General features: G+C 43.6%; 21 protein-coding genes and 1 pseudogene. 17 read left to right on the top strand and 5 right to left on the bottom strand.

Features of this window, described 5'->3' with window-relative positions; all coding sequences use genetic code 11:
• Nucleotides 1-168 precede the first annotated feature (168 nt).
• The 6 genes from FTU44_RS10610 to FTU44_RS10585 all read left to right on the top strand — a co-directional run bounded on the left by FTU44_RS10610 (nucleotide 169) and on the right by FTU44_RS10585 (nucleotide 8,338).
• Complete coding sequence (locus FTU44_RS10610; protein WP_005172505.1) at nucleotides 169-1,215, top strand: DUF6160 family protein; 1,047 nt, start codon at nucleotides 169-171, stop codon at nucleotides 1,213-1,215.
• Nucleotides 1,216-1,403: 188 nt separating this feature from the next.
• Complete coding sequence (locus FTU44_RS10605; RefSeq protein ID WP_005095859.1) at nucleotides 1,404-2,237, top strand: C39 family peptidase; 834 nt, start codon at nucleotides 1,404-1,406, stop codon at nucleotides 2,235-2,237.
• A gap of 34 nt (nucleotides 2,238-2,271) precedes the next feature.
• Entirely contained in the window at nucleotides 2,272-3,477 is a 1,206-nt protein-coding gene (locus FTU44_RS10600) for a hypothetical protein (protein WP_074384085.1), read from the top strand.
• Nucleotides 3,478-3,489: 12 nt separating this feature from the next.
• Nucleotides 3,490-5,154, top strand: coding sequence for an OmpP1/FadL family transporter (locus tag FTU44_RS10595; protein WP_005095864.1), 1,665 nt, complete (start codon nucleotides 3,490-3,492; stop codon nucleotides 5,152-5,154).
• Nucleotides 5,155-5,161: 7 nt separating this feature from the next.
• Nucleotides 5,162-6,385, top strand: a complete 1,224-nt coding sequence (gene filE, locus FTU44_RS10590; protein ID WP_180050648.1) for a putative pilus assembly protein FilE — start codon at nucleotides 5,162-5,164, stop codon at nucleotides 6,383-6,385.
• Nucleotides 6,386-6,406: 21 nt separating this feature from the next.
• Nucleotides 6,407-8,338 carry a hypothetical protein gene (locus FTU44_RS10585; protein WP_005172495.1) on the top strand — a complete coding sequence of 644 codons (1,932 nt, stop codon included), beginning with the start codon at nucleotides 6,407-6,409 and terminating at the stop codon, nucleotides 8,336-8,338.
• Between the two features lie 66 nt (nucleotides 8,339-8,404).
• Here the strand turns inward: FTU44_RS10585 and FTU44_RS10580 are convergent, their stop codons facing one another.
• Complete coding sequence (locus tag FTU44_RS10580; protein WP_167381261.1) at nucleotides 8,405-8,953, bottom strand: NUDIX hydrolase; 549 nt, start codon at nucleotides 8,951-8,953, stop codon at nucleotides 8,405-8,407.
• 123 nt (nucleotides 8,954-9,076) lie between these two features.
• Between FTU44_RS10580 and FTU44_RS10575 the strand changes: the two genes are divergently transcribed.
• The 7 genes from FTU44_RS10575 (at nucleotide 9,077) to fghA (ending at nucleotide 15,080) form a co-directional block, all read left to right on the top strand.
• The gene (locus FTU44_RS10575) at nucleotides 9,077-9,685 is read left to right on the top strand and encodes a CoA pyrophosphatase (RefSeq protein WP_005095870.1); all 609 of its coding nucleotides are present in this window, start codon (nucleotides 9,077-9,079) and stop codon (nucleotides 9,683-9,685) included.
• 21 nt (nucleotides 9,686-9,706) lie between these two features.
• Nucleotides 9,707-10,237 (top strand): gamma carbonic anhydrase family protein, encoded by a 531-nt coding sequence (locus FTU44_RS10570; protein ID WP_180050646.1) that lies wholly within the window; start codon nucleotides 9,707-9,709, stop codon nucleotides 10,235-10,237.
• Nucleotides 10,238-10,373: 136 nt separating this feature from the next.
• Nucleotides 10,374-11,039, top strand: a complete 666-nt coding sequence (tsaB, locus tag FTU44_RS10565) for a tRNA (adenosine(37)-N6)-threonylcarbamoyltransferase complex dimerization subunit type 1 TsaB (RefSeq protein ID WP_180050644.1) — start codon at nucleotides 10,374-10,376, stop codon at nucleotides 11,037-11,039.
• A 16-nt stretch (nucleotides 11,040-11,055) separates the two neighbouring features.
• Nucleotides 11,056-11,880 (top strand): undecaprenyl-diphosphate phosphatase, encoded by an 825-nt coding sequence (locus tag FTU44_RS10560; protein WP_005095875.1) that lies wholly within the window; start codon nucleotides 11,056-11,058, stop codon nucleotides 11,878-11,880.
• The gene (locus FTU44_RS10555; RefSeq protein WP_218949991.1) at nucleotides 11,874-12,695 is read left to right on the top strand and encodes a class I SAM-dependent methyltransferase; all 822 of its coding nucleotides are present in this window, start codon (nucleotides 11,874-11,876) and stop codon (nucleotides 12,693-12,695) included. Before FTU44_RS10560 ends, FTU44_RS10555 begins: the two co-directional genes overlap by 7 nt.
• Nucleotides 12,696-12,816: 121 nt before the next feature.
• Complete coding sequence (locus FTU44_RS10550; protein ID WP_180050642.1) at nucleotides 12,817-14,199, top strand: C13 family peptidase; 1,383 nt, start codon at nucleotides 12,817-12,819, stop codon at nucleotides 14,197-14,199.
• A gap of 44 nt (nucleotides 14,200-14,243) precedes the next feature.
• On the top strand, nucleotides 14,244-15,080 hold the full coding sequence (gene fghA / locus FTU44_RS10545; protein ID WP_100355870.1) for an S-formylglutathione hydrolase: 837 nt from the start codon (nucleotides 14,244-14,246) through the stop codon (nucleotides 15,078-15,080).
• 62 nt (nucleotides 15,081-15,142) lie between these two features.
• Here the strand turns inward: fghA and FTU44_RS10540 are convergent, their stop codons facing one another.
• Entirely contained in the window at nucleotides 15,143-15,421 is a 279-nt protein-coding gene (locus tag FTU44_RS10540) for a DUF2218 domain-containing protein (protein ID WP_005095882.1), read from the bottom strand.
• A 171-nt stretch (nucleotides 15,422-15,592) separates the two neighbouring features.
• On the opposite strand from FTU44_RS10540, the gene rpe reads away from it, so the two are divergent.
• The 4 genes and pseudogenes from rpe to FTU44_RS10520 all read left to right on the top strand — a co-directional run bounded on the left by rpe (nucleotide 15,593) and on the right by FTU44_RS10520 (nucleotide 18,478).
• Nucleotides 15,593-16,279 (top strand): ribulose-phosphate 3-epimerase, encoded by a 687-nt coding sequence (gene rpe, locus FTU44_RS10535; protein ID WP_180050639.1) that lies wholly within the window; start codon nucleotides 15,593-15,595, stop codon nucleotides 16,277-16,279.
• A 629-nt stretch (nucleotides 16,280-16,908) separates the two neighbouring features.
• Entirely contained in the window at nucleotides 16,909-17,226 is a 318-nt protein-coding gene (gene sugE, locus FTU44_RS10530; RefSeq protein ID WP_005095886.1) for a quaternary ammonium compound efflux SMR transporter SugE, read from the top strand.
• A gap of 74 nt (nucleotides 17,227-17,300) precedes the next feature.
• Nucleotides 17,301-17,783, top strand: coding sequence for a methylated-DNA--[protein]-cysteine S-methyltransferase (locus FTU44_RS10525; protein WP_005095887.1), 483 nt, complete (start codon nucleotides 17,301-17,303; stop codon nucleotides 17,781-17,783).
• Nucleotides 17,784-17,816: 33 nt separating this feature from the next.
• Nucleotides 17,817-18,478, top strand: a pseudogene (locus FTU44_RS10520) (nuclease-related domain-containing protein).
• A gap of 52 nt (nucleotides 18,479-18,530) precedes the next feature.
• Here FTU44_RS10520 and FTU44_RS10515 read toward each other — a convergent pair.
• The 3 genes from FTU44_RS10515 to paaZ form a co-directional block, all read right to left on the bottom strand.
• Entirely contained in the window at nucleotides 18,531-19,466 is a 936-nt protein-coding gene (locus FTU44_RS10515; protein ID WP_180050636.1) for a tRNA-dihydrouridine synthase, read from the bottom strand.
• A 187-nt stretch (nucleotides 19,467-19,653) separates the two neighbouring features.
• Nucleotides 19,654-21,093 carry an MFS transporter gene (locus tag FTU44_RS10510; RefSeq protein ID WP_005172468.1) on the bottom strand — a complete coding sequence of 480 codons (1,440 nt, stop codon included), beginning with the start codon at nucleotides 21,091-21,093 and terminating at the stop codon, nucleotides 19,654-19,656.
• Between the two features lie 194 nt (nucleotides 21,094-21,287).
• Nucleotides 21,288-23,399, bottom strand: a complete 2,112-nt coding sequence (gene paaZ, locus FTU44_RS10505) for a phenylacetic acid degradation bifunctional protein PaaZ (RefSeq protein WP_180050633.1) — start codon at nucleotides 23,397-23,399, stop codon at nucleotides 21,288-21,290.
• Nucleotides 23,400-23,525 lie beyond the last annotated feature (126 nt).

Genomic DNA, 23,525 nt, shown 5'->3' with positions numbered 1-23,525 from the left:
TTGGATTGCGACCAACAACAGTTGATCAAATGATTGCTCGGAGATAACTTAGTTCTGCAAGCAAATTACTCAAGGAAAGATGTTTTGCGTTGTCAGAAAATAAAAAATACAGCGTGAACATTGAGTGATTCACAACCAAAAAAAATACTACTCTTGGGAGAGTAAACAATGAAAAAATTCACAAAATTAGTTCTGGCGACTTCAGTTGCATTTAGTGCCAATGCGATGGCGATGCAAGCTATGGATGAAGCATCTCTAAGCGAAACAACGGGTCAAAGCGGCATTACTATCGGGATCGGTATTTCAAAAATCGCTATTGAAAAGTTATTTATTCATGATAATGACGGTTTAGCTGTTGATAAAGGTGGGACAGGTACGGCAGGTGCAATCGTTATTCGCGGTACGACTGATGTAGCTCCTGATGCCGCTGCTCTTGCTAATCCGACTACTGCAACTCATGGTGTAGTAATTGGTGCTAACTATGATGATGGTGGTGCTTACTTACTTCAATCTCGTAATCTTGCTGACTTGGTGATTGATTCAGATGCTGGTGCAGGGGGGGCTAATCCTTTCATTAATATTGCAGCACAAGTATCAGGTCTTGATATCAAGATCGGTCGAATTGGTGTAACTGCATCTGGCGTAAAAGGTGTAGGTGATAATGTAGATACAATTCGTCGAGGTGGAGGTGCGGTTATAAATGATATCCTCAGTGGTTTAGAAGTTAAAACAGGTGTGATGGATGCAAATATCCAATTAGGTGCCGCACCTCAAGGTGCGATGATCAAACTGAATACTAAAATGGTTGGTGGCCTAGAAATTAAAAATCTAGGTATTCTGGATAATTCAACTAAAGGTGTAACTGTGGGACTTTCAGGTACAACTCCAGTAACTACACGTGAATCTGGTGAGATCTTCATTGAAAGTATTAAAATTGCAGATTCGAAGTCTAATGATTTAACGATTAGCCAAAACATTTCAGTATTTAATGATGCTTATGTAGGCACATCTAATACTGTGGGTAAAGCAGCACATATTCGTATTGTAAGTAATGATACGGGTGCTAAAGATCAATACATTCAAGGTATTCATTTAGGTAATCGTAACGCAACGTCATCAATTGGCGATATGGAAGTTCAAGGTTTGCAAACTTTCTACTCTCCAGCTCCGCTTACTTATACAAAAGGTGCAATCATTACCATTTCTGGCCACTAACATTTACTTTATAAAAGCGCGTGTTTACACGCGCTTTTTTTATGACTGAATCATTTATCCAAAAAATAAAAAAAATGCTGTATTTTTTTGAAAAAGAAGGTATCTTTCTAGTTACAAGGAAGTAGAGTGAATGCTCTATAAAAAGAAAAATAGGCGTATCATGCCCATTATAAGAAAAGTTAATAATTATGTTAGAGATCGCGTTGGGCTCGGCATTGATGTATTACGCTGCCAAAGAAGCTCTGGATATCAAAAAACAGCCAAATGGCGCTGTGCACTATACTGAAGTTCTTGATTCAAGAAATGACTCTTTTGTGCGTATGCACCGTGAAGCTGTACAAGTAAAGCCTGCACTTCTGGATCAATTTCAGGGCATTGTACGTCAAGCCTATGACTATAGTTGTGGTTCAGCAGCCCTTACCACCCTACTCAATGGTTATATCGGTACACAGCTAGATGAACAGCAAGTCATGAATGGACTGATGAAATTCGGCGAAACCGATAAAATTATTGAACGCCGCAGTTTCTCTTTACTTGATATGAAGCGCTTTGTCTCGGCTTTAGGGCTAGAAAGCGGAGGCTATCGAGGAGAGTTCAAAGATTTAGTTAATCAAGATCAGCCTGCTATTGTTCCAATTTCTTATGCCGGATTCAAACATTTCGTAGTTTATAAAGGCTATAAAAATGGCCGGGTGTATGTCGCAGATCCAGCACTCGGTAATATCAGTTTTGACGAGCGGCGTTTTCAGGATGTTTGGGAAAATAATACATTATTCCTGATTAATGTCCCTGAACAATATCGTAAAAACTTTCTGGCATTGAAAGAAGCCGACATGCGCCATGTGGAAGATGCCACGATTAATCGTTATGCCTTGGTCGACATGCAGTATCCACAGTTCTATATGGATAAAATTGCCGATAAAGCCTCGACGATCCGTATGGACCGTAATCGTAATATAGAATCAGAAAAATTTGGAGAATATCAATATAATTTCCTGAGATTGTATTACAAGAATAAATAAAATGAAAAATAGTAATAAAAATTAAAATGGTGAAATGGATATGAACAGTAAATGGATGAACAAGACGTTCTTGGCACTGAGCATTCAAATGGTTATGGGCGTTGCATTTGCTGCAGAAGAGCCGACACTGGGTGAATACGAAACGGTTGATGAGGAAGTTATTGTTGAAACTGCTGTACCTGTACAGGCCCAGACTGAGCAAGTGGAAACACAGGCTGCACAAGAGCCGGAACTCGGTGGATATGAAACAGCTGAAGAAGCAGTGAGTGAAACTGCCGCACCGGTAGAGGCTCAGACTAAACAAGTAGCAGATGCATCCCAAGCTTTACAGAAACAGGAAGGTGATGCTACCCAGGCAGCTAATCTGGAAGAAGTATTTACTTCAAATGAACGTCAGTACTCACTCATTAAAAAAGGTGATATTTCATCATATTACGATATCGATTATACCTACTATCGTGACACTCAACTTGATATTGAAATGGCTCAGGGTCAACTATATCAACTTCGTGTACAAGAGAATGCCACGCATAGTTTGACCAATACTTTCACATTCCAATATGGGGTGAAAGATAACCTGACCTTAACTGCATCCTTGCCTTTAGTGGCCAAGACCGACTTGTTAAAAGACACTTCGACTGCCGGACTAGGTGATATCAGTGTTGGGGCACGCTGGGAACCATTTCCATTAAAAGCTGGCCGTTTACCTTTAATTTTATTTGGTAATTTATCAACAAAAACGGGCGACAGTCCTTATGAAATCAATGCAGCGACAGATCTGGCAGCAGGGAAGGGCTATTACTCAGCAGGAGTGGGTGCCAGTACACGTAAATACATCGATCCGGTCGTGCTGTTTGCCTCCGTTTCTGCAAACTATGGTTTTAAAGAATCAGGCCTGAACCAGCGTCGCGGTTATCGCATTATTGAAGAGTTTGAACCGGGGATTAGTGGGGGTTTTGCATTCGGTTTCGCATACTCATTTAACTATGACGTTTCGATGACCATGTCCTATCAGCAAAGCTTTAATACGGGAGCTGAGTTTAGCTATAACACAGGAGAAAGCTACTCTGCCGCGGATCAGACCAGTTCCACCTTGGCAATTTCATTAGGGGTGCGAGTCTCTCCAGAAACGATTGTAAATGGTACCGTCGGCTTAGGGCTGACCGAAGATGCGCCTGATGTTTCGTTGGGGTTGTCATTCCCGCTTGATATTTTAGGTTTTGGTAAAAAAATCAGTTAATAGGGGTGTCGTATGAAAAACATTCGACTTAGCCCGTTATTAACAGGAATTATTCTTGCGGGCTGTTCAAGTTATACCTTTGCACAATTGGGAACCAACCTTTCGGTTGATTTACGTGCATTGTCCATGGGGAATGCAGTTACGGCGGATCCCCCGGGAGTCAATGCCATTCACTTTAACCCGGCTGCTCTAACTAAAATTGATGGTTTGCAAACCGAACAGCAGATTATTGTGGCGAATTTTGATATCCAGCGGGAGTTTACAGTGCCGGCTGGATATAACGTATTTGGCTATTCTGATGACCCTATCGTCTGTAATGATGGACCGGAAGTTTCATCTGATTTATGTACTGATTTTAAAGGGCCGGTCAGTGGTGATGTGGAATATGTCAGCCTGTATGTCCCTTTTCTGAAAAAGATGGTGGATTTAGGCGAAGGTCTCCCTTTGGCTGCGCCCACCATGGGGATTGCTTATAACCCGCCTGGATCTAAAGCGACCTATGCAACAGCGGTATATGCGCCTTTAGTCGCTGGTTTCGGTCATGAAGATGGTAATCCGGCAAACTTTATGGGCCAGCAAGTTGCTTTGGAGCGGATTACTTACCTGTCTCCATCGATTGGTTATGAGGTCAATGACCAACTGTCCATTGGTGCTTCTGTCGGAATGTCCTATCAAGCCATTGGGATGAAAACAGATTTACGTTTCCCGAATGAGCTAATCGGGATGTTGCGTATGATCGATGAAGTTGTCTGTACACCATTTAAAGAAAACTCCGACATTATTACCGATATTCTGTTGCTGGGGATCTGTAATGCGGATGAGGGAATGAACCCATTTGGCAAGTTTGGTCAGATGCAACTGGAGCTTGAACAGAATTTAAGTCCAAGCTATAACCTCGGGATATTGTGGGAGCCACGCGAAGATTTCAGTTTTGGTATGGTCTACCAAAGTGCGGCAAAAATGCGCTTAAAAGGTAAATATCATATTGATAATGCCAAAGCACCACAGGAAATGATCAAGGGTTTAATGACTTCACCGACGGGTCAGATTCTGGCAGCAATTCTTGGGTTTCCTAATTATATTCCATCCAGTGAGTCTGGTTTGGTGTCGATGGATTTTGAATATCCGGCGCATTTTCAGGCAGGTATCAAATATAAAGTCATGCCAGATTTGCAGGTAAATTTTGATATTGGCTGGACAGACTACAAGGTTTGGGATGAGTTTAAGTTCGAGTTTGACCGTACCATTTCAGCCTTAAAAATTGCCAAAATCTTGTCTGCTAATGTCACTGATTCCACGTTGGCTTTGCCGATGGGATTCGAATCGCCGTGGAATTTCGGAATCGGGATGGAGTATTCCGCCACCGACCGTTTAAAACTTCGCGCAGGTTATGAGCCACGAACCAGCGCTATTCCAAAAAATAAGCGCAATACGATGGTTCCTATTAATGGTGCACAGCTATTTGGATTAGGTGTGGGTTATCGTTTTGATGCAGATACTGATTTGGATCTCTCGATTGGTTTCTTGCGCAGTAAAGATCAAATTCCAGCAAATACCAGTAGTTTAGCCAACCAGACCGGCGTGAATAACCTGTTATTAAACCCATATGCAGGTTTAAACGTGAAAACAGATACCAAGATTACCATTTTAGGTTTGAACTATCGCACTCGTTGGTAAGGAAGAAATGATCAAGACAGAAAAAATTGGATTGAAAGTGGTACTGGCATTAAGTCTGGTACCCTTATCTTTTTATACAAGCGCCAGAGAATTTATTACTATTATCGGTCCAGATGGGCGACCATTAGTCGTGCCACGTAATCATAACCCACAGAAAAAAACAGAAGAAAAATCTCTAGCATCGAAAAAAATAGCAGTTGCAGTGGTTCAGTCACCTCCTGTAAAGCAAAACTTAGAAACAGTATCAGCCCTAGAAAATAGACCAGCAGAACTTAAGTCAGACCATAATCTGGTTGTACAACCAGTACAACCAGTACAACCAGTACAACCAGTACAACCAGTACAACCAGTACAACCAGTACAACCAGTACAACCAGTACAACCAGTACAACCAGTACAACCAGTACAACCAGTACAACCGCAGATTGTGAAAGAACTGACAGAATCTAAGCCATTAATAAGATCTGAAACCCAATTGACTCAAATGCCTAAGGCCATGACACCCGCTTCAAGCCCGATGCTACAGAAAACCGGATTCAGTCAGATTGAAGGCGTGGACTATGTAGACAGTGAATATCTTGAGAATAAAGAATTTAATCTAGAAGGCAGGAAACGTTTCTACAGTATGCCCGAGGGCGTGGTAGATAAAAATATCGGCTTTACCCGAATCCAGACCATTGAGCGTGAAAAAGGGCTTGGTCAATCAGTATTAACATCCTTATTTAAAACGCCTACACTGGATACAGGTCCAGTGGTGCTGGCACAAAGTTATTACCGTATTTCACAAGCTGAAACTAGAGAGAGTTTGGGAAAACAGTGCTTTAATGACAAAAAAATCAAAAAAGCCAAACAGATCAGCCTTAAAAAAGAAGTCAATTTATGGCCTCGTGCGCCTTTGAAATCAGACGAGTTTGATTTTGAAGTCGTGCAATTACAGTCTGATATCAAGAATATTCAGATTAACTCTTATGCTTCACGCCAAAAAAATCCTACTTATTATTGGCCTTTTGTGGTCTTTTTAGACAATAGAGGCTGTGTTATGGAAGGAGCGGGTGGTTTTAAAAACCAGGAAGGACAAGCAAATATTATTCAACATGAGCGTATTGAAGGCATTATTCAGATCCCTGCGCAAAGTGAGTATGTGTTATTGACGCCTTTAGCCTCAGCAATCGATGTTGAAGACAAGATGCTCACTAATTATGGACAACTAAAATTAGTCGCCATTCGATAAGGACTATTCGAGTATAACAAGATGAAAAATAAAATATTATATCCATTTGCTTTAACTACACTTTTGGCTGCACTCGCAGGATGTGGTGGGGAGAGTGCCAATGTGATTCCAGAAAAAAATAATGAAGCCACGACCAATGGAACCTGTACAGCAGGGACAGATAATTGTGTGGAATGGGGGCTTGAATATCCGCTGGATGGCTTGAATTTTAATTGTAGTGGCGATAAAGAAAATACCTTCATTACTCTATTTGATAGTAATGCTGGCGTGGCATCCGGAACCTGTCAAAAGACGGATGAGGTTGAATTTTATATTCAGAGTTTTAGTTCAAGCAAAATTACTCTCGGCAAACTTAAGCTGAGCGATTATGCCACCTTTAGTACCCAGACTCAGCTCCCACGTTTAAGTGTGGTCGATATTGCAAAAGGAATTACTGGACGTCAGGTAAATAACTTAGATCAGAATGATCCTACAGTTCAGGTTGCCATGCGTCTGGTGAAAATTCTGCAAGCTCTGGCGATACAAGAAGGCCGTATTGTGAATCCAACGGATGTGCAGCCTTTGTATATTACCGAAGAAATGCGTAAAGACTTGGCTAAAGTGAGTGGAAATATCAGTCTGACGGATGCTAGCTTCGCCACAAAAATTAAGGATTTTATCGATGTTGACCAGATTTCTGATGAAGCTGCTTTTGCTACAGTGAAAAAACTGGTAACCATTGCCAATGCCGCGGTTTATCAGCCGGAATTTTCACTATTTTCAACCTCTGGTGTGATTGGTAGCATCCAGTCGGGTTCAGATGGACTGGTGGGATGCAATAAAACACCTTGTGATATTAAAGATCAGACTACCAAACATCTATTTGGTCATTTTATGCTAATCACAGACCGTCAGGGTTATACCTTTGGCAGTGGCCTGCAATGGCGTGATAGCCAGTTAAAACTGCCCGCAAAAAATCTATCTTCACTGGGTGGAATTAATGCTGAACTCATTCGTAATGTGAAACCTGCACAAATGACGGCCGATCCGCAAAGTTCATGGATTCATCCTACCAGCAAAACGATTACTGCACCTTATCGTTTAAATGTCGCAAATAACGCTACGCCACTTGAACTGTATCGGGGTAGTTTGCTGAATGATTATGTAATTGCGGGTAAAGAAGCTTTCTATAAGATGGTCACTGGAAAAACACAGCTGGATGCATCTGATCAAGCCAGTTTAGGGGCATGGCGTCTGGATGCAGATGGTGATCAATATAATGGAAGTATTGATTTATATAAAATTTTCCCAATCAGCTATCTGGATCGTGCGGTATTTAAAACAGAGCAGAATGTAGCCAGTGGGGAGAAGTATATCTTCCCGATGTATGCCAATCTGGAGTTTAAGTTTAGTGATACAACGGTCAGTCCAGTCACTTTGGGGATTGTGATTGATAGTAATGGTGATGTGCGAACCAATATGCAATCTGAGAATAATCTTGCGACCGACCCAATAACAGGCTGTGAGGGCGATGTGCTTGATAACAATTTATTATTGAATGGCGTACAGCAATACCGGCTTGGAACTTTAGGCCGTGCATTTGTTCGAGATAAATCGGTTTCGATGCGTCTGATTTTGGCCAATGTAAAATTAGGGGATTTGAATGGTGCATTGGTTGGGGTCGATTCACGCATCCAGTCTTCACCAAATTCAAATGATTCGATTGTGATTGGCGGTGCTCTGCTGAATTTGTCCAATGTACTGGATACTGCTGCCGGTCAGAATGGGCGGGTCACCTTCCTGAATTCGGTCGGAGACGGCGTGCAATGGGCCAATACCTATGCCAGTTTCCAGAAAATTTATAACAATAATAATGAGGATGAAACGCCTGACGATATTGGTCTGGCCAAACGAAGCGGTGGGTCTGTTGAGTTTAAACTTGCAGATTGTTATCGCGTCAAAGCTAAAGCGTAATGTCCCATAAATAAAAAAATCCCATCTGCGTATGGGATTTTTTTATGCGCGCTCAATCTATTGGATTTAACCGGTATGATCCAGACGCGAACCTAAGGTTTCTAAATGCATCGGGAAAATATTATTTTTACGGTCTGCAAAATAATGTCTTAGTGTATGTTCTACACTTGGGAAAGCCAGCTCGGTCCACGGAATATCTGCTTCATCGAATAAACGTGCTTCGATGGTTTCCTCACCAGCACCAAATTTTCCATCAATCAGATTGGCTTTGAACAGCACATAAATCTGGCCAATACGCGGAATGTTATACATACAGTACAACTGCTCAATCTCCACTTCGGCTTCAGCTTCTTCACGGGTTTCCCGTGCAGCACCTTGCTCCATGGTTTCAAACAGTTCCATATAGCCGGCAGGTAAAGTCCATAAACCGTAACGCGGTTCAATGGCGCGGCGGCACAGCAGGACTTTATTGTCCCAGAGTACCAGCGCGCCACAAATGACTTTTGGATTAATATAATGAATAGAGCCACATGAATTACACACGCTGCGGATTTGTTGGTCGCCCAAAGGAATTTTTTCGGTCGTTTTATGTCCACAATTCACACAGAAGTTCATATTCATCATCAATGATAAAAGTAAGCTCAGGATAACTGAAAAATCAAAATTTGGCATCATTTCTATCCCGCTGAATCAAAAATCAGCTATGATGAAATTATGATCATGGCTAGGGCTGAAAGAATGGATGCGCGTGAGTTGACACAAAAGTTGCAGCAACGATTACGCTTTTCCAGGCGTATTCGATCTGCGCATGCTGCCGTGTTGATTGCGATCACCGATGAAGCTGATCCCAAAGTATTGCTGACCCGCCGTTCGGCCTATTTGAATAATCATGCCGGAGAGGTTTCGTTTCCGGGTGGCAAGCGCGATCCACAAGATACCAGCAATATTGTCGTGGCTTTAAGAGAAGCCTATGAGGAAACGGCATTAAATCCCTTTGATGTGCAGCTGATGGGGGACTTGCCCATGCAGAAAGCCCGTAATGGCATGCTGGTTAAGCCGATTGTCGGGCTGATTCCGCCGCAAGTGCAGCTGATTCCGCAACCAACGGAAATCGACCGGATTTTCTTTGCCTCATTGCAACATTTGCTTGAAGCCACGCCCACACCTTATGAAGTCCGCTTTGCCCAGCAATCTTTATATTTTCCAAGTATGCGGGTAGAAAATGAAGTGGTCTGGGGATTGACGGCACGTATGCTGATTTCTTTGTTCCAGTATGGATTGGATTATAAAAAAGACTGGCCATTCCTGCTCAATTCACCAAGTTTTAAACGCTCCAAATTTTTTTAACCATTGAACAGGATTTTATCAATGTTGTATAAATTTCAGGGACACACACCGACTGCTACACAGCAGCCATGGGATGGCTGGGTCGCACCAACTGCAACAGTAATTGGACAAGTCGAACTCGGGCAGCAGGTCAGCATCTGGTTTGGTGCCGTGGTACGGGCAGATAACAGTAAAATCAAACTGGGTGATTTCAGCAATGTGCAGGAAAATGCCGTGCTGCATACCGATGCCGGTATTGAGATGCAAATTGGAAATTATGTCACCATCGGACATCAGGCCATGTTACATGGCTGTACCATTGGTGATAACAGCCTGATCGGGATTCAGGCGGTGATTCTGAATCATGCGGTGATTGGTAGGAATTGTATTATTGGTGCCAATGCCCTGATTCCTGAAGGCAAGATCATTCCGGATAATTCGGTGGTGATGGGTTCACCGGGCAAAGTGGTGAAAACGCTGGATCAAGACAGTATTCAAAAGCTGAAAATGAGTGCCCTGCACTATGCCGGGCATTTTCAGAAATTTCAGGATCTGGAACAAATTCAGCTTTAATACGATGTTCTAAAAAATCATGATAAGCCTAGAATTTTCTAGGCATTTTTGTATCTGTTTCGGGAAAATCTCGCGTAGCGGATATGAGTGGAGTATTATATCCGCGTTTTTTATATTCTCTGAATTAAGGTTGTGCATGAAAGTGCTGGCATTGGAGACTGCCAATGAGCAGTGTTCCGTCTCTGTGATCGATGATACTCAAGAACTATTTTTTCAGCTTGATGCGCGCGCCAAGGCACAAACGCAAACGATTCTCCCAATGATTGAACAAGGTCTGCAAGATCTTGGATTGACGATTGGCGATTTAACCGCGATTGCTTTTAGTCGTGGTCCGGGTTCTTTTAGCGGCGTGCGGATTAATGCCGCAGTCACGCAGGCGCTGGCCTGGTCAAATGATGTGCCGGTGATTCCGGTGTCGACTTTACAGGCCTTGGCGCAGGCGGCCTACCGTGTACATGGTTTAAGCGAAGTTTCTGCCGTCTTAGATGCACGCATGAGCGAAGTTTATATCGCGAGCTATCAACTGGATGCAGAGGGGATCATGCAGCCGGTCGATGAAGAACAATTATTAAGTTATGTCGAAGGCAGTCAGGCTGTTCGGTTTACGCCGGTGGGCTCTGGTGCTGAGCTGGTACAAACTGAAGCTTCAATGTATAAAAATGTGCATGCGACCGCACAGGATATTGCCAGCATCGCACGTGCAGCAGCACACACAGAAAACTGGGTCAGTGCAGAATTGGCGCTGCCGGTCTATTTACGTGATAACGCGTGGAAAAAAATTCCTGAACAAGGCAAAGCATAATTAATTAGGATAAAGCATGGATCTTTTACTGCTACTCAAAGCGGCAATCATGGGTATTATCGAAGGTATTACCGAATTTTTGCCGATTTCCAGTACTGGCCATTTAATTTTGGCATCAGAATTAATGAATTTCTGGACCAAGGAAAAGAGTGATGTATTCGTCATTGCCATTCAAATGGGTGCCATTGCAGCGGTAATTTATGAATATTGGGCCCGTCTTTGGGGAGCAGCAACCGGAATTGTCAGCGGTGAGCCACAGGGTCGTCGCTTAGGGATTGGCCTGATTTTGGCCTCGATTCCAATTATATTGATTGGACTGACCTTGGGGCAAACGGTCAAACAGTTTCTGTTTAATGATATTGCCATTGCCATTGGTTTGATTGTGGGTGGCCTGATCATTATCTGGATTGAAAAACATCCGCCTCAAGTTCGTGCACATGAAGTTGAAGATCTCAGTATTAAAGATGCCATCTGGATTGGTTTGATTCAGGTCTTGTCCTTGATTCCGGGAACCTCCCGTTCAGGTGCGACCATTATCGGTGCGATGTTTCTGGGTGTATCACGTAAGGCCGCGACTGAATTCTCATTCTTTCTGGGTATTCCGGTCATTATTGGTGCCGGCCTGCTAGACCTTTATCAAAGTTATGATGTGCTAAATACTACTGAAGACTGGGCCGTGATCGGGGTCGGTCTTCTGGTTTCTTTTATTTCGGCATTGTTACTCATCCGCGCGCTGGTGGCCTATGTCGCTAAACGCGACTTTATGATCTTTGCCTGGTATCGTATTGCTTCGGGTCTGCTGATTTTATTATTTGCCTATACAGGTTGGAAATTATGGTAAGCGCGATTCGCTTATATGCCGAATCTGACGATCAAGAGAAAGCACAGCACTTCGGGGCTGTGCTTTCTTCTCGTGGGGTGCAGGTCGAAATTGAAACGGTTGAAAAACTTAATGCACGTTTCTTTCGTCTGAATCCTGAACTGGCCTTATGTGTAGATGAGAATGGACTTTGGCTTTGTGCCCATGGCATGAAAATGCAACCAGACTGGCAAGCCGAGACCGGACGCTTAAAACGTGCTTCTTTAAAATCTGAAATGATTGCACGTGCCTGTCATTTAGCCGAGAAACCGAGCTTGATCGATGCCACCGCGGGTCTGGGACATGACAGTTTATTGATGGCGCATTTAGGTGCCCAAGTCACGCTGGTCGAACGACATCCCATATTATTTACTTTACTTGAAGATACCCATACCCGTGCACAATCTGATGCATTCCTGAGTCAAGTCGTATCACGGATTCAACTGGTCTTTTCTGATTCAGCCGATTATCTGAAGCAGCAAGCCGAGCAGCATCGAACTGTAGATGTGGTCTATCTGGATCCGATGTTCCCGCAGCGGGATCAGAACCAGCAGGCGGTTAAGAAACAGGCGCAAGTCAAAAAACAGATGCAGCTCTTGCACATGCTTTTGCCTGAAGATGGCGAAATGGATCTGGGAGATAACCTGTTGGAATTGGCGCAAAAAATTGCCAAACGTGTGGTGGTCAAACGTCCACGTCTGGCGGTGTTTTTGGCAGAAAAACAACCTCATCATCAATGGCAGGGTGATGCCTGCCGTTTTGATGCATATTTTCAGCATGAACTTGTGGCTGAATAAGATAATTGTTTCAATATTAAGCAAGGATTTGTTGTATATTTAACAGTTGGCATTGATAAAACCGTTATCAAGCATAAACTTATTCAGCACCTTAGCGAGCCACTGATCTCCTTGAAATTCTATGACCGACTTTAAACCCTCCATTAATTTTTGGCACGATTTTAAGAGCAACCAAATTGCCGGGATGTGGTTATTTCTGGGATCTCGGCGTTCATTGCAACTGGTTCGTCCATCGATCATGCAATTGGTGTTCTGGGGGATTCTGGGTGGTTGTGCCAACAGCCTATTTAGCTGGCTCAGTTCAGGCCGTATGGGAGATTTTAACTCTCAAGGTCTGATTAGTTATGCACTTTGGCCTTTTATTGCGCTGATTGTGGGTATCTTTCTGTCGCAACGGATCAATAACCTGCGTTTGATGCTGGTGCCGGCATTGTTATGGTTGGTTTTAGATACCCATATCATGCTGTTCCAGTGCCTGATTCAATATCTGGGCGATCTGGACTATCTGCCTTATATCCTCTATGACTATATTCCGACCCTGTTTGTCATGTTATTTGTCTGGCAAAGTCTGGCTGTGGTCTGGGTAATTTCACGTGAATTAAAATGGCCGTGGTGGGAACGTGCGCTGATTATGCTGGCGACCTTGTTTACGCTGGTGGTCTGGCAAATTTCAGTCAAAGATCAACCGATCTGGAAAGTCGAAGAAATTCCACCGAGCTTTGCCGAAGATGCATTTTATGCGCAGCCAATTTTGCTGAATAAAGCCCTGGAAAATATCGAATACGGTGAATTTGCCCAATCGCACTGGTATTTTATGGGCGTGGCTGGCGCAAGTTATCAGGATGTATTTCATTCTGAAATCGAGCGGATTAAAGAGCAGTTTGATACCCGTTTTGGCACTTATGGCCGTTCTATTGCTTTGGTCAATCATCCGGCGACACGTACCACCCTGCCGATTGCCTCCAAGACCAGTATGGAACTGGCATTGCGCCGTATGGGCCAGCAGATGAACCGTGAAAGTGATGTGTTATTTTTATATATGACCTCTCATGGTCTGCCAAATGTGTTTGAAATGGAAAATGCGCCGCTGGATTTGGCCCAGGTCGATCCAAAATGGTTACGTGAAACACTGGATGCAGCAGGCATTCGCTGGCGTGTGATTGTGATCTCGGCCTGTTTTTCCGGCAGCTTTGCTTCGGCCCTGCAGAATGACAATACCCTGGTGGTTACGGCTTCGGCAGCTGACCGTCAGTCTTTTGGCTGCTCCAATGAAGCGGATTATACCTATTTTGGCCGTGCATTCTTTGATGAAGCGATGCGTGAAAATAGCAGTCTGCAAGCCGCGTTCGAACAGGCCAGAGATACCGTAGCAAAATGGGAATCAGCGCAAGGCTTCGAGCCTTCAGAACCGCAATGGGTGATTGGCAAGAATATGCAATTGATGTTGCCACAGCTGGAACAACGTTTATTTCCGCAAACCAGTACAATGACACAATCACCTTAGATCAATGTCATCAGCAGATATGCTGCAATCATAAGGAATATGCCATGGAACTCGTACAGAACAATAGGAGCTTTGAAGGTGAACAGCGGATTTATCGCTTTGATTCGAAAGCACTGAAAACATCGACCAAATTTGGCATTTATCTGCCGCCTCAAGCCCTAGAAGGTCATAGCTGTCCGGCATTGTTTTATCTGGCAGGCTTGACCTGTACCGAGGAAACCTTTGCGATTAAGGCACATGCGCAGCGTCTGGCAGCACAATTGGGCCTGATTTTAATCACACCGGATACATCGCCACGCGGTGAAGCTGTGGCAGAAGGCGATCACTGGGATATCGGTCAGGGAGCAGGTTTTTATATCAATGCCACCGAAGCGCCGTGGGCTGAACATTATCAGATGGAAAGCTTCATCGTCGATGAACTCTATGCACTGGTCACAGAAGAGTTTGTGATTCAGCCGGGCAAGATCGGCATATTCGGTCACAGTATGGGCGGACATGGTGCATTGACTCTGGCTTTTAAATATCCAGAAAAATTTAGTTCAGTTTCGGCTTTTGCACCGATCTGTGCACCAAGCCAATGTCCTTGGGGAGACAAAGCTTTCTCGAATTATCTGGGTGAAAACCGTGAAGAATGGCTCAAGCATGATGCGACTGCACTGGTTAAAGAGAAAGGGGCTTTATTCGCTGACATCCTGATTGATCAGGGTTTTTCAGACCAGTTCTATAGCCAGCTGAATCCGGCGCTGTTCCAGCAGGCCTGTGATGCCGTGAACCAGCCGCTGACCTTGCGTGAACATCAGGGTTATGATCATGGCTATTACTTTATTCAAAGTTTTATGGATGACCATCTACAGTTTCATGCGGTACAGCTTCAGCCTTAAATTTAACATTATTCATATAAAAAAGCCCTACTAGATATAAGATCATCAGGGCTTTTTATCGCTTATCTTTGCCAGTCTGCTGTTAAATCTTCCTGTCCCATGCGAATGAGATGATCCAGAACCACATTTTCCAGTTTATCGAAATCGGTAGATTCATCGCTACTTTGGATGGTCACCAGCAAGTGCTCAGTCTGAGGAATTAACATCAGCTCTGCACTCGGAAAATGAATCAGGAACTGCTGGTCTGTTTCTTCGATGGTAAACTTATGCTTCCAGTGATTGGCCAGGCGTTTGGCAAGGCGCTGCGCCTGTTGAGTCTGGATCTGGGCGGTACTTTGCATTCTTACTCCTCTAAACTTTTTATCCTTGTCAGGACTTTAAACCAAATTGAAAGGCATTCATAAGCCTTAAAGCGTTACACAGCGTTTTATTCTTGCAACATCAAGGTCACAGTAGCCGGACTGGATTTGTTATAATGAGAAAAATCCAATTTTAGCTAGCCAGGTTCTCCCATGTCCAAGCCATATTTAATTGCACCTTCAATTTTATCTGCCGATTTCGCCCGATTAGGTGAAGAAGTCGAGAACGTCTTGGCAGCAGGGGCAGATGTTGTTCATTTTGATGTGATGGATAATCATTATGTACCGAATCTGACTTTTGGTGCAGGCGTTTGTAAGGCATTGAAAAACTATGGGATCAAAGCCCCGATTGATGTGCATTTGATGGTGAAACCGGTAGATCGTATGATCGGGGATTTCCTTGAAGCAGGTGCCGATATCATTACCTTCCACCCGGAAGCATCTGACCATATTGACCGTTCTTTACAGTTGATCAAATCGGGTGGTGCAAAAGCCGGTTTAGTCTTTAACCCGGCCACACCGCTGCATTATCTGGATTATGTATTAGATAAAGTAGATCAAATTCTGTTGATGAGTGTAAACCCGGGTTTTGGTGGACAGAAATTCATTCCGATGACTTTGGATAAACTGCGTCAGGCCCGTAAACTGATCGATGCTTCAGGGCGTGATATTCAGCTGGAAATCGATGGCGGTGTTACCCCAAGCAATATTCGTGCAATTGCCGAAGCGGGGGCGGATATGTTTGTCGCTGGATCTGCTATTTTTGGCAAGCCGGATTATAAAGCTGTAATTGATGAAATGCGTGCAGAATTAGCCAAAGTCGGTCAGGTTCAACTCTAATCGCTAAAAAGTAGTATGCACATAAATATGTGGATAACTTTATGGATAAGTGTGTAGATATCCATGTGGGTAACCATATGGATATGTTGTGTAAAATGTAATCATTTGTAGCCAGATTGATTATGCCTTAGACGAAATTTGTATAAAAAGAGCTCAAATCTGGTTCTTTTTATACCTTACAACCCCTCTTGTTTAGGGGTCGTTTATTCATCACAGGTTCATAATCATGTTAAATAAAAAGTGATCAATAGGTCTTAAAATTGTATTTCATTGTGTAATCTCTTTGCTCGTTATTTAAATTTAATGGATGTGTATAACTTGATATGCTGCACTTATTTTTGTGAAATTGTTGTTGCTGAATTTGCCTGATCATAGGGGCTATTTCTGAATGATCATTTTGAATATCTACCATAATAACAGCAGCGACAAATGTCTTGAAGATTTGAGTAAGATCAGGTTAAGTTGCATCTCTAAGAGTCATGTTTTGTAAAAATAATCAGGTGTGCGTAATCTGGTTTTATAAAATTTTTTATAGGTAGGAGGAACGACCTCCCTTGTCTATTTCATGCTGAAATGCACAGGAAAAATCGTCAGGACGGCCTGATTCTTAGATAAAAGAGGAGGGCTGCATGGCCTGGATTGCACTTATATTCGCAGGTGTTTTTGAAATCGTTTGGGCATATTCCATGAAGTTGTCCGAAGGATTTACCCGATTAACGCCAAGTATCATCACCATTTTCTTTATGATTCTCAGCTTTGCCTTACTGGCCTATGCCATGCGTACTTTGCCATTAGGCACAGCTTACGTGATCTGGACCGGAATCGGGGCTGTGGGTTCATTTCTGATCGGGATTTTAGTTCTGGGTGAGCCGACATCGGCCATGCGTATGCTGGCTGCAGTATTGATTATTTCCGGTCTGGTGCTGATGAAAGTATCTTCTTCATAATTTGTTTCAGCCTGTCTCGGTGAACTGAGTTAAAATAGAAAATAAACTCCGCTGATCCGGGACAGGGTGTAAGCATGAACTTAAGTTATCTCTATATGGATTCTCCAGTCGGTCAGTTACGACTGGTCGCGAATGACACCGCACTGGTAGCTGTGCTTTGGGATTGTGAACAGCCGAATCGGGTGAAACTGGCGACCTTGGTGGAAGATCCGCAGCATCCGGTATTGATTGAAACCAGACGCCAGCTTCAGGAGTATTTTGCTGGTCAGCGCAATGTTTTTGACTTGCCTTTGGACTTTGCCGGAACCGATTTTCAGAAAAAAGTCTGGCAGGCTCTGCTGAATATTCCTTATGGCCAGACCCGAAGCTATCGCGATATTGCCGAGCAGGTAGGTAATGTTAAAGCAGTGCGTGCCGTGGGTGCAGCCAACGGGAAAAACCCGATTTCGATTATTGCACCCTGTCACCGGGTGATTGGCAGCAGTGGTAAGCTGGTGGGCTTCGCCGGTGGTTTGGATAAAAAAGAAATTCTGTTAAATATTGAGCGAACGCATTAAGATCGAAGTCTTAAAATAAATGAAAATTAGAATATGGAACATTCTATATTACAGATATTAAGTCCGCTCTGGTTCAGTGTATGGTGGATTTTTCTGCTGTTCTTTGGCATGATTGTTTTTAAATTATTTAAGCCATTTTTAAGAAAAGTTAGGTGAGTTCACGGTCAGTACCCATGTCAAACGGTATTTAAAAGACCCTGAATTACATTCTGCTGAATGATTTGACCCTTCCAGATGGAGCAGGTGCCACCACACAAATCGATCATCTGCTATTAAGTCCTTATGGCATCTTTGTGATTGAAACCAAAAACTATAAGGGCTGGATTTTTGCAAGCGCGCGTCAGAAACAATGGACCCAGAAAATTTATAAAAATAGTTATACATTTCAAAATCCGATTCATCAAAACTATAAACACATCAAAGTTCTGGAACAATTACTGACTGATATTGTGGAGCCAGATCTTTTGCATTCCGTGATTGTATTTATGCCGGATGCGGTATTTAAAACACCAATGCCGAATGAGGTATTTCGGGGCGCAGCTTGGACCGATTATGTGAAAAGTTTTGATCAACAGATGATTTCTGAAACAAAATTAAAACGGATACAACTGCATTTAGAAAAACAGCTTTTAGAAAAATTCTGGAAAACCAATCGGAAACATGTAGAAAGCTTAAAACAGCATAAGCAGCCTTAAAATGATTTATAGAATCAAAAAAATCCTTTGAATCATTCAAAGGATTTTGCATTTACATAGTTGAAGCTTTCAGTTTTTCGGTAATCTCGGCAAGAACTTTAATCCGCTTTACTTCATCCCATAAGGCTTTGGCTTCAGGATAATGTTTCGACATCATGCCCAGCCATTGTTTGTAACGACCGACCATGCCAATTTCAGTTTTGGCGGGACCATTGATAAAGCGAATTTGCAGTTCCAGCAGTTCATTCCAGTTCATCAAAGGTGCATCCGAATTTTGGCGGATACATTGGGTCAGGTCGGGTGTGGTCACTGCACCACGGCCAATCATCAGGTCTTCGCAGCCAGATTCTAGACGACACTGTTTGGCATCGGTATTGTTCCAGATTTCACCATTGGCAATCACATTAATTTTCAATGCTTCACGGATCGGTTGTAACTGGTCCCAAAAAGCAGGTGGGGTATAGCCATCGGCTTTGGTGCGCGCATGAACGGTGACCCAAGACGCTCCCGCATCTTCAATAGCATGGGCATTGTCCAGCATAAAGTTGCGATCCATATAACCCAAACGCATTTTCGCAGACACCGGAATATGCGCCGGTACTGCATCTCGCACGGCTTTGACTAACTCATGTACCACTTCGGGTTCATCCAGTAAAACGGAACCGCCGCGATGACGGTTCACGGTTTTCGCAGGACAACCAAAATTCAGGTCAATCGCCGGTGCGCCCATTGCGGCAACTTTGGCTGCATTTGCTGCCAGCATTTCCGGATTATTTCCCAGAAACTGCACATGTACCGGCGTACCCGCCGCCGTCTTGCCATCATTTAACAGTTCCGGGCAGTAACTGTGATAAACATGATCGGGCAGGATAGAGTCGGTGACACGGATAAACTCGGTCACGCACCAGTCAAAGCTACCTACGGATGTCAGCACATCACGCATAATCGGATCGGTTAAGCCTTCCATGGGAGCAAGCACAAGTTTCAACGGTGCACACCTGTAAATTTAAAACGGTGTTATACGTTTTTTTAGCCAGCCTGTCTAGGTTGGAGGGAGAATTGAAATTTGAGAACTTGAAAATTGAGCTTATGAAATGGATATAAAAAAGGCCTTTAATGTGGATTAAAGGCCTTTCACAGTGAAGCTTAAGATGGCTGATTCATATCCAGCTATTTTAGTCAGCCAGTTTTTCGACTTTCATACTCTCACGATAATACTGACAGCCCTTATACAACAAGAAGAAGCCAATCACTCCGGCAATGGCATTGACGATCGAAATAGAATTACCAACCATCATCGTGTTCTGAAAATATTTATCCGTGATCAACGCCACTGCGGTGGTTCCGATGCCTAAGGCAATCAGATTTGAAATTAGCAGAAACTTGGCAGAGACCTGGGCTCGTAACTGGTTTGGTGTCAGCATTTGCGTAGCAGCAGCGGATGCAGGAATCGGGAAAGTGGAGAAGAACATCGCCACAAAAATCAGCGCAAATGAAAGCTGCATATTATCGACCTGAGTAAACAGCACACTCGGAATAATCAGCGCCGCACAGCCAATGGCACCGGTACGAATTGCAGCATCGCTATAGCCACGCTTTGAAAAGAAGTCGATCAGCCAGCCACAGAACAGGGCACCAGAGGTATTTGCCACTAAAATAATCGTCCCAAGGATATAACCGGTTTGACTCGCATCCAGACCGAAATTACGCATGTAATAGGCAGGTGCCCAGCCCAGCAGCGAATACAGCATCATGGTGTAAAAAGAAAAGCCGATAAAATGACAGAAAAAGGTCTTTTTATGTGTCTTGATAAAACCGATCGAATTTTTGAAAGAGGCTTTAATGACCTGACCATCCTGACCGACTTTCATGCCCTTACGTGCAGGCTCACGCACCGTCAAAACCATCAGCAGGGCCAGCAATACGCCTGGTAGACCCACAATCATAAAGGTAAGTTGCCAGGTTTTTACTTCACCAATGAGCGGTAAAGCCACGAAGCTGACATCTTTTAGCAGGCCAATCACATAGCCGCCAATCAGGAAAGCTAAACCCGAACCAATAAAGGCACCAATCGCATATACCCCGAGTGCACGGCCTAATTTATCTTTGGGAAATAAATCGGCAACGATTGAATAAAAGGCAGGGGAAAGCGCAGCTTCACCGGCACCGACACTCAAACGAGCAATAAACATTTGAATAAAGTTTTTACTGAGACCACAGGCCGCTGTAGCGAGGCTCCAGAATGCAATCCCGGTCGCAATAATTTTAATCCGGGACTTTTGATCCGCCAGCGCAGCAATGGGCAGACCCATAATGGCATAAAACAAGGAGAAGGCTAGACCCTGTAACAGGCTGAACTGGGTATCGCTTAGCATTAAATCGGCTTTAATCGGTTCAATCATTAAGGATAAAATTTGACGGTCTACAAATGACAGAATGTAAGCCACCATACAAATGACCACCACATACCATTGATAGGTGCTGCTTTCCGGTGGTGGTTCAATCTGTTCAGACAGCGGCACGGCCGTTTCTGTCGGTGTAGGCTCAAAACTTTGATTGGGCGGTTGAATCGTCCTTTCAACCATGTCTATGTCTAGCGATTTATCATTCATCATGCAACATCCTGTGCTGATCGTTTGAGATATTTATTTGATACTTTTAATTTATATATTATTTTTATTTTGTATCGTGTTTGATCAATCTAAAGTTTAATTGGATTGACGTCAATCTGTTTTTTAAGAATAGATACAAATAATATTTGAATCAAAAAAAAAGGAATCATAATGATTCCTTTTTTGAGTTTAAATGTTTAGCCACGTTCAACTAGGGTTAAAATATCATATGTTGCGACCAGCTCATTGCGCTGATTTTTGACTTTAATATCCCAGACCACCACACCATGTGGTTTCTGTTCCGGATCGCGCAGTGTTTTAGGGGTTTTCTGCTTACAGGTCAGTTCCACCTGAAGGGTATCACCAATTTTCACAGGTTCCACAAAGCGCAAGTTGTCCATACCATAGTTGGCAATAACCGGACCTGGAGCGGCATCAACGAATAAGCCAGCCGCAGCAGACACGACAAAATAACCATGCGCCACACGCTCACCAAACAGGGATTCTGCCGCAGCAATTTTGTCCATATGCGCATAGAAGAAGTCACCACTCAGACAACCAAAGTTGACCAGATCGGCTTCGGTCACGCTACGTCGTGCAGTCAGTAAACGCTCACCGATACGCAATTCATCAAATGATTTTTTGAATGGATGCACACGGTCTTCAAAGACCTGAGCACCAGCCGTCCAGCTATGACCGACTTGGGTCATGGCATTCGGGGAACCTTGAATTGCAGTCCGTTGCATATAATGTTTCACTGCACGTAAGCCACCGAGCTCCTCACCGCCACCGGCACGTCCCGGTCCGCCATGCACCAGCAAAGGTAGTGGCGAGCCATGTCCGGTACTTTCTTTGGCACTTTCAGCATCCAGAATATGGACACGGCCATGCCATGGCGCAATTTTGCTGAGCAGTTGTTCAATATTTTCATCGGTATTGCGTACGATGGATGCTACCAGACTACCTTCGCCACGTGCCACCAAGTCAGCCAGCTGAGCCAGGTCAGTATATGGCATTAAAGTGACTACAGGTCCAAAGGCTTCAATTTTATGAATATTTTTTGCCTGAGCCGGTGCTTTGCAGACCAAGACTGTTGGTGGATAACATGCAGACTTCTCAGTATTTTGTACTTGAATCTTAAAGTCCTGACGCAAGTGACTACCGAATATAATCTCTGCATCTTGACTCAGCTGTTCAACTTTTGCAGCAACATCGTGTTTCTGTTTGATGCTGGCCAAAGCACCCATACTGACGCCTTCTTGAGCAGGATCACCCACAACGACTTTTTTCAGTTTTTCAATTAGGTGACTCTGTACCGTGTCCAAAAGTTCAGCCGGAATGAACGCACGACGAATTGCGGTACATTTTTGTCCGGCTTTAGAGGTCATTTCACGGAACACTTCACGGACAAATAAATCAATGCTTTCGTCATTGGCTTGTTCAGTCAAAATCGCGCTGTTGACTGAATCTGCCTCCATGGTGAATGGAATAGAGTAGGCATTGAGGTGCGGATGCGAACGGAGTTTTTGTCCTGTTGATGCTGAACCGGTAAAGGTGACCGTATCTTGAGGATTTAAATGATCAAATAAATCATAAATCTGACCGCAAATCAGCTGAAGTGAACCTTCTGGTAAAAAGCCGCTTTCATGAATAGCTTTGACCACGGCGTGGGTCAGCTCGGCACCTTCTGTTGCCGGTTTGACAATACAAGGTACGCCTGCCAGTAACGTCGGTGCTATTTTTTCCAGCATGCCCCAGATTGGAAAGTTAAAGGCATTGATATGCACTGCGACACCGGCTTTAGGACTCAGTATATGTTTGGCGCCAAAGTTGCCTTGCTTGGATAGCGGAATCCATGCGTCTTCAACCCATGCGGTTTCATCACTCAGTTCACGGCGTACCAAACTCGAATAGGCATATAAGGTTCCAATCCCACCTTCAATATCAATCCAGGCATCCTTACGGGTACAGCCCGTTGACTTGGCAAGCTGGTAAAACTCTTCTTTACGTTCTAATAAATACTGTGCCACTTGCTTCAGTGCATTGGCACGTTGATGGAAAGTCCAGGTGGCAATGGTTGAGCCTTTCTGTTTGGCATAATTCACCACGGCTTGGGTATCGATGCCCTGACTGCCGACCTGATAAACGGCTTCACCGGTTATGGCATGGTAAACCGTACGTAAACCGGCTTGCGCTGTGTATTCCTGACCATAAACCAATGAAGCTAAGCTTTTGATGACAATAGGATTATGGGTCAATTCAGCATCTTGATAATCCATTGTGCTTGAGCCGCTATCTAACTCTAACATTGTAAAACTCCATTTATGATACGTTTTGAGAAGTATTTTAATTTTGATGTTTCATAATTTGTCGTTAAAAAGCAAAAAAGTCAATCATAAATCTGTGTTTAAAAATAGTTAACAATAAAATTAAAA

This window comes from Acinetobacter sp. YH12105 (assembly GCF_013419095.1).
Taxonomy (GTDB): domain Bacteria; phylum Pseudomonadota; class Gammaproteobacteria; order Pseudomonadales; family Moraxellaceae; genus Acinetobacter; species Acinetobacter pseudolwoffii.
The sequence above is the reverse complement of the archived record's forward strand: the minus strand, read 5'-3'. Positions and strand labels throughout refer to the sequence as shown.

Excerpts from the sequence above, each read along its gene's own strand:
- FTU44_RS10610 (WP_005172505.1), top strand. The coding sequence starts at position 169 with ATGAAAAAATTCACAAAATTAGTTCTGGCGACTTCAGTTGCATTTAGT.
- FTU44_RS10605 (WP_005095859.1), top strand. The coding sequence starts at position 1,404 with ATGTTAGAGATCGCGTTGGGCTCGGCATTGATGTATTACGCTGCCAAA.
- FTU44_RS10600 (WP_074384085.1), top strand. The coding sequence starts at position 2,272 with ATGGATATGAACAGTAAATGGATGAACAAGACGTTCTTGGCACTGAGC.
- FTU44_RS10595 (WP_005095864.1), top strand. The coding sequence starts at position 3,490 with ATGAAAAACATTCGACTTAGCCCGTTATTAACAGGAATTATTCTTGCG.
- filE (WP_180050648.1), top strand. The coding sequence starts at position 5,162 with ATGATCAAGACAGAAAAAATTGGATTGAAAGTGGTACTGGCATTAAGT.
- FTU44_RS10585 (WP_005172495.1), top strand. The coding sequence starts at position 6,407 with ATGAAAAATAAAATATTATATCCATTTGCTTTAACTACACTTTTGGCT.
- FTU44_RS10580 (WP_167381261.1), bottom strand. The coding sequence starts at position 8,953 with ATGAACTTCTGTGTGAATTGTGGACATAAAACGACCGAAAAAATTCCT.
- FTU44_RS10575 (WP_005095870.1), top strand. The coding sequence starts at position 9,077 with ATGGATGCGCGTGAGTTGACACAAAAGTTGCAGCAACGATTACGCTTT.
- FTU44_RS10570 (WP_180050646.1), top strand. The coding sequence starts at position 9,707 with ATGTTGTATAAATTTCAGGGACACACACCGACTGCTACACAGCAGCCA.
- tsaB (WP_180050644.1), top strand. The coding sequence starts at position 10,374 with ATGAAAGTGCTGGCATTGGAGACTGCCAATGAGCAGTGTTCCGTCTCT.
- FTU44_RS10560 (WP_005095875.1), top strand. The coding sequence starts at position 11,056 with ATGGATCTTTTACTGCTACTCAAAGCGGCAATCATGGGTATTATCGAA.
- FTU44_RS10555 (WP_218949991.1), top strand. The coding sequence starts at position 11,874 with ATGGTAAGCGCGATTCGCTTATATGCCGAATCTGACGATCAAGAGAAA.
- FTU44_RS10550 (WP_180050642.1), top strand. The coding sequence starts at position 12,817 with ATGACCGACTTTAAACCCTCCATTAATTTTTGGCACGATTTTAAGAGC.
- fghA (WP_100355870.1), top strand. The coding sequence starts at position 14,244 with ATGGAACTCGTACAGAACAATAGGAGCTTTGAAGGTGAACAGCGGATT.
- FTU44_RS10540 (WP_005095882.1), bottom strand. The coding sequence starts at position 15,421 with ATGCAAAGTACCGCCCAGATCCAGACTCAACAGGCGCAGCGCCTTGCC.
- rpe (WP_180050639.1), top strand. The coding sequence starts at position 15,593 with ATGTCCAAGCCATATTTAATTGCACCTTCAATTTTATCTGCCGATTTC.
- sugE (WP_005095886.1), top strand. The coding sequence starts at position 16,909 with ATGGCCTGGATTGCACTTATATTCGCAGGTGTTTTTGAAATCGTTTGG.
- FTU44_RS10525 (WP_005095887.1), top strand. The coding sequence starts at position 17,301 with ATGAACTTAAGTTATCTCTATATGGATTCTCCAGTCGGTCAGTTACGA.
- FTU44_RS10510 (WP_005172468.1), bottom strand. The coding sequence starts at position 21,093 with ATGATGAATGATAAATCGCTAGACATAGACATGGTTGAAAGGACGATT.
- paaZ (WP_180050633.1), bottom strand. The coding sequence starts at position 23,399 with ATGTTAGAGTTAGATAGCGGCTCAAGCACAATGGATTATCAAGATGCT.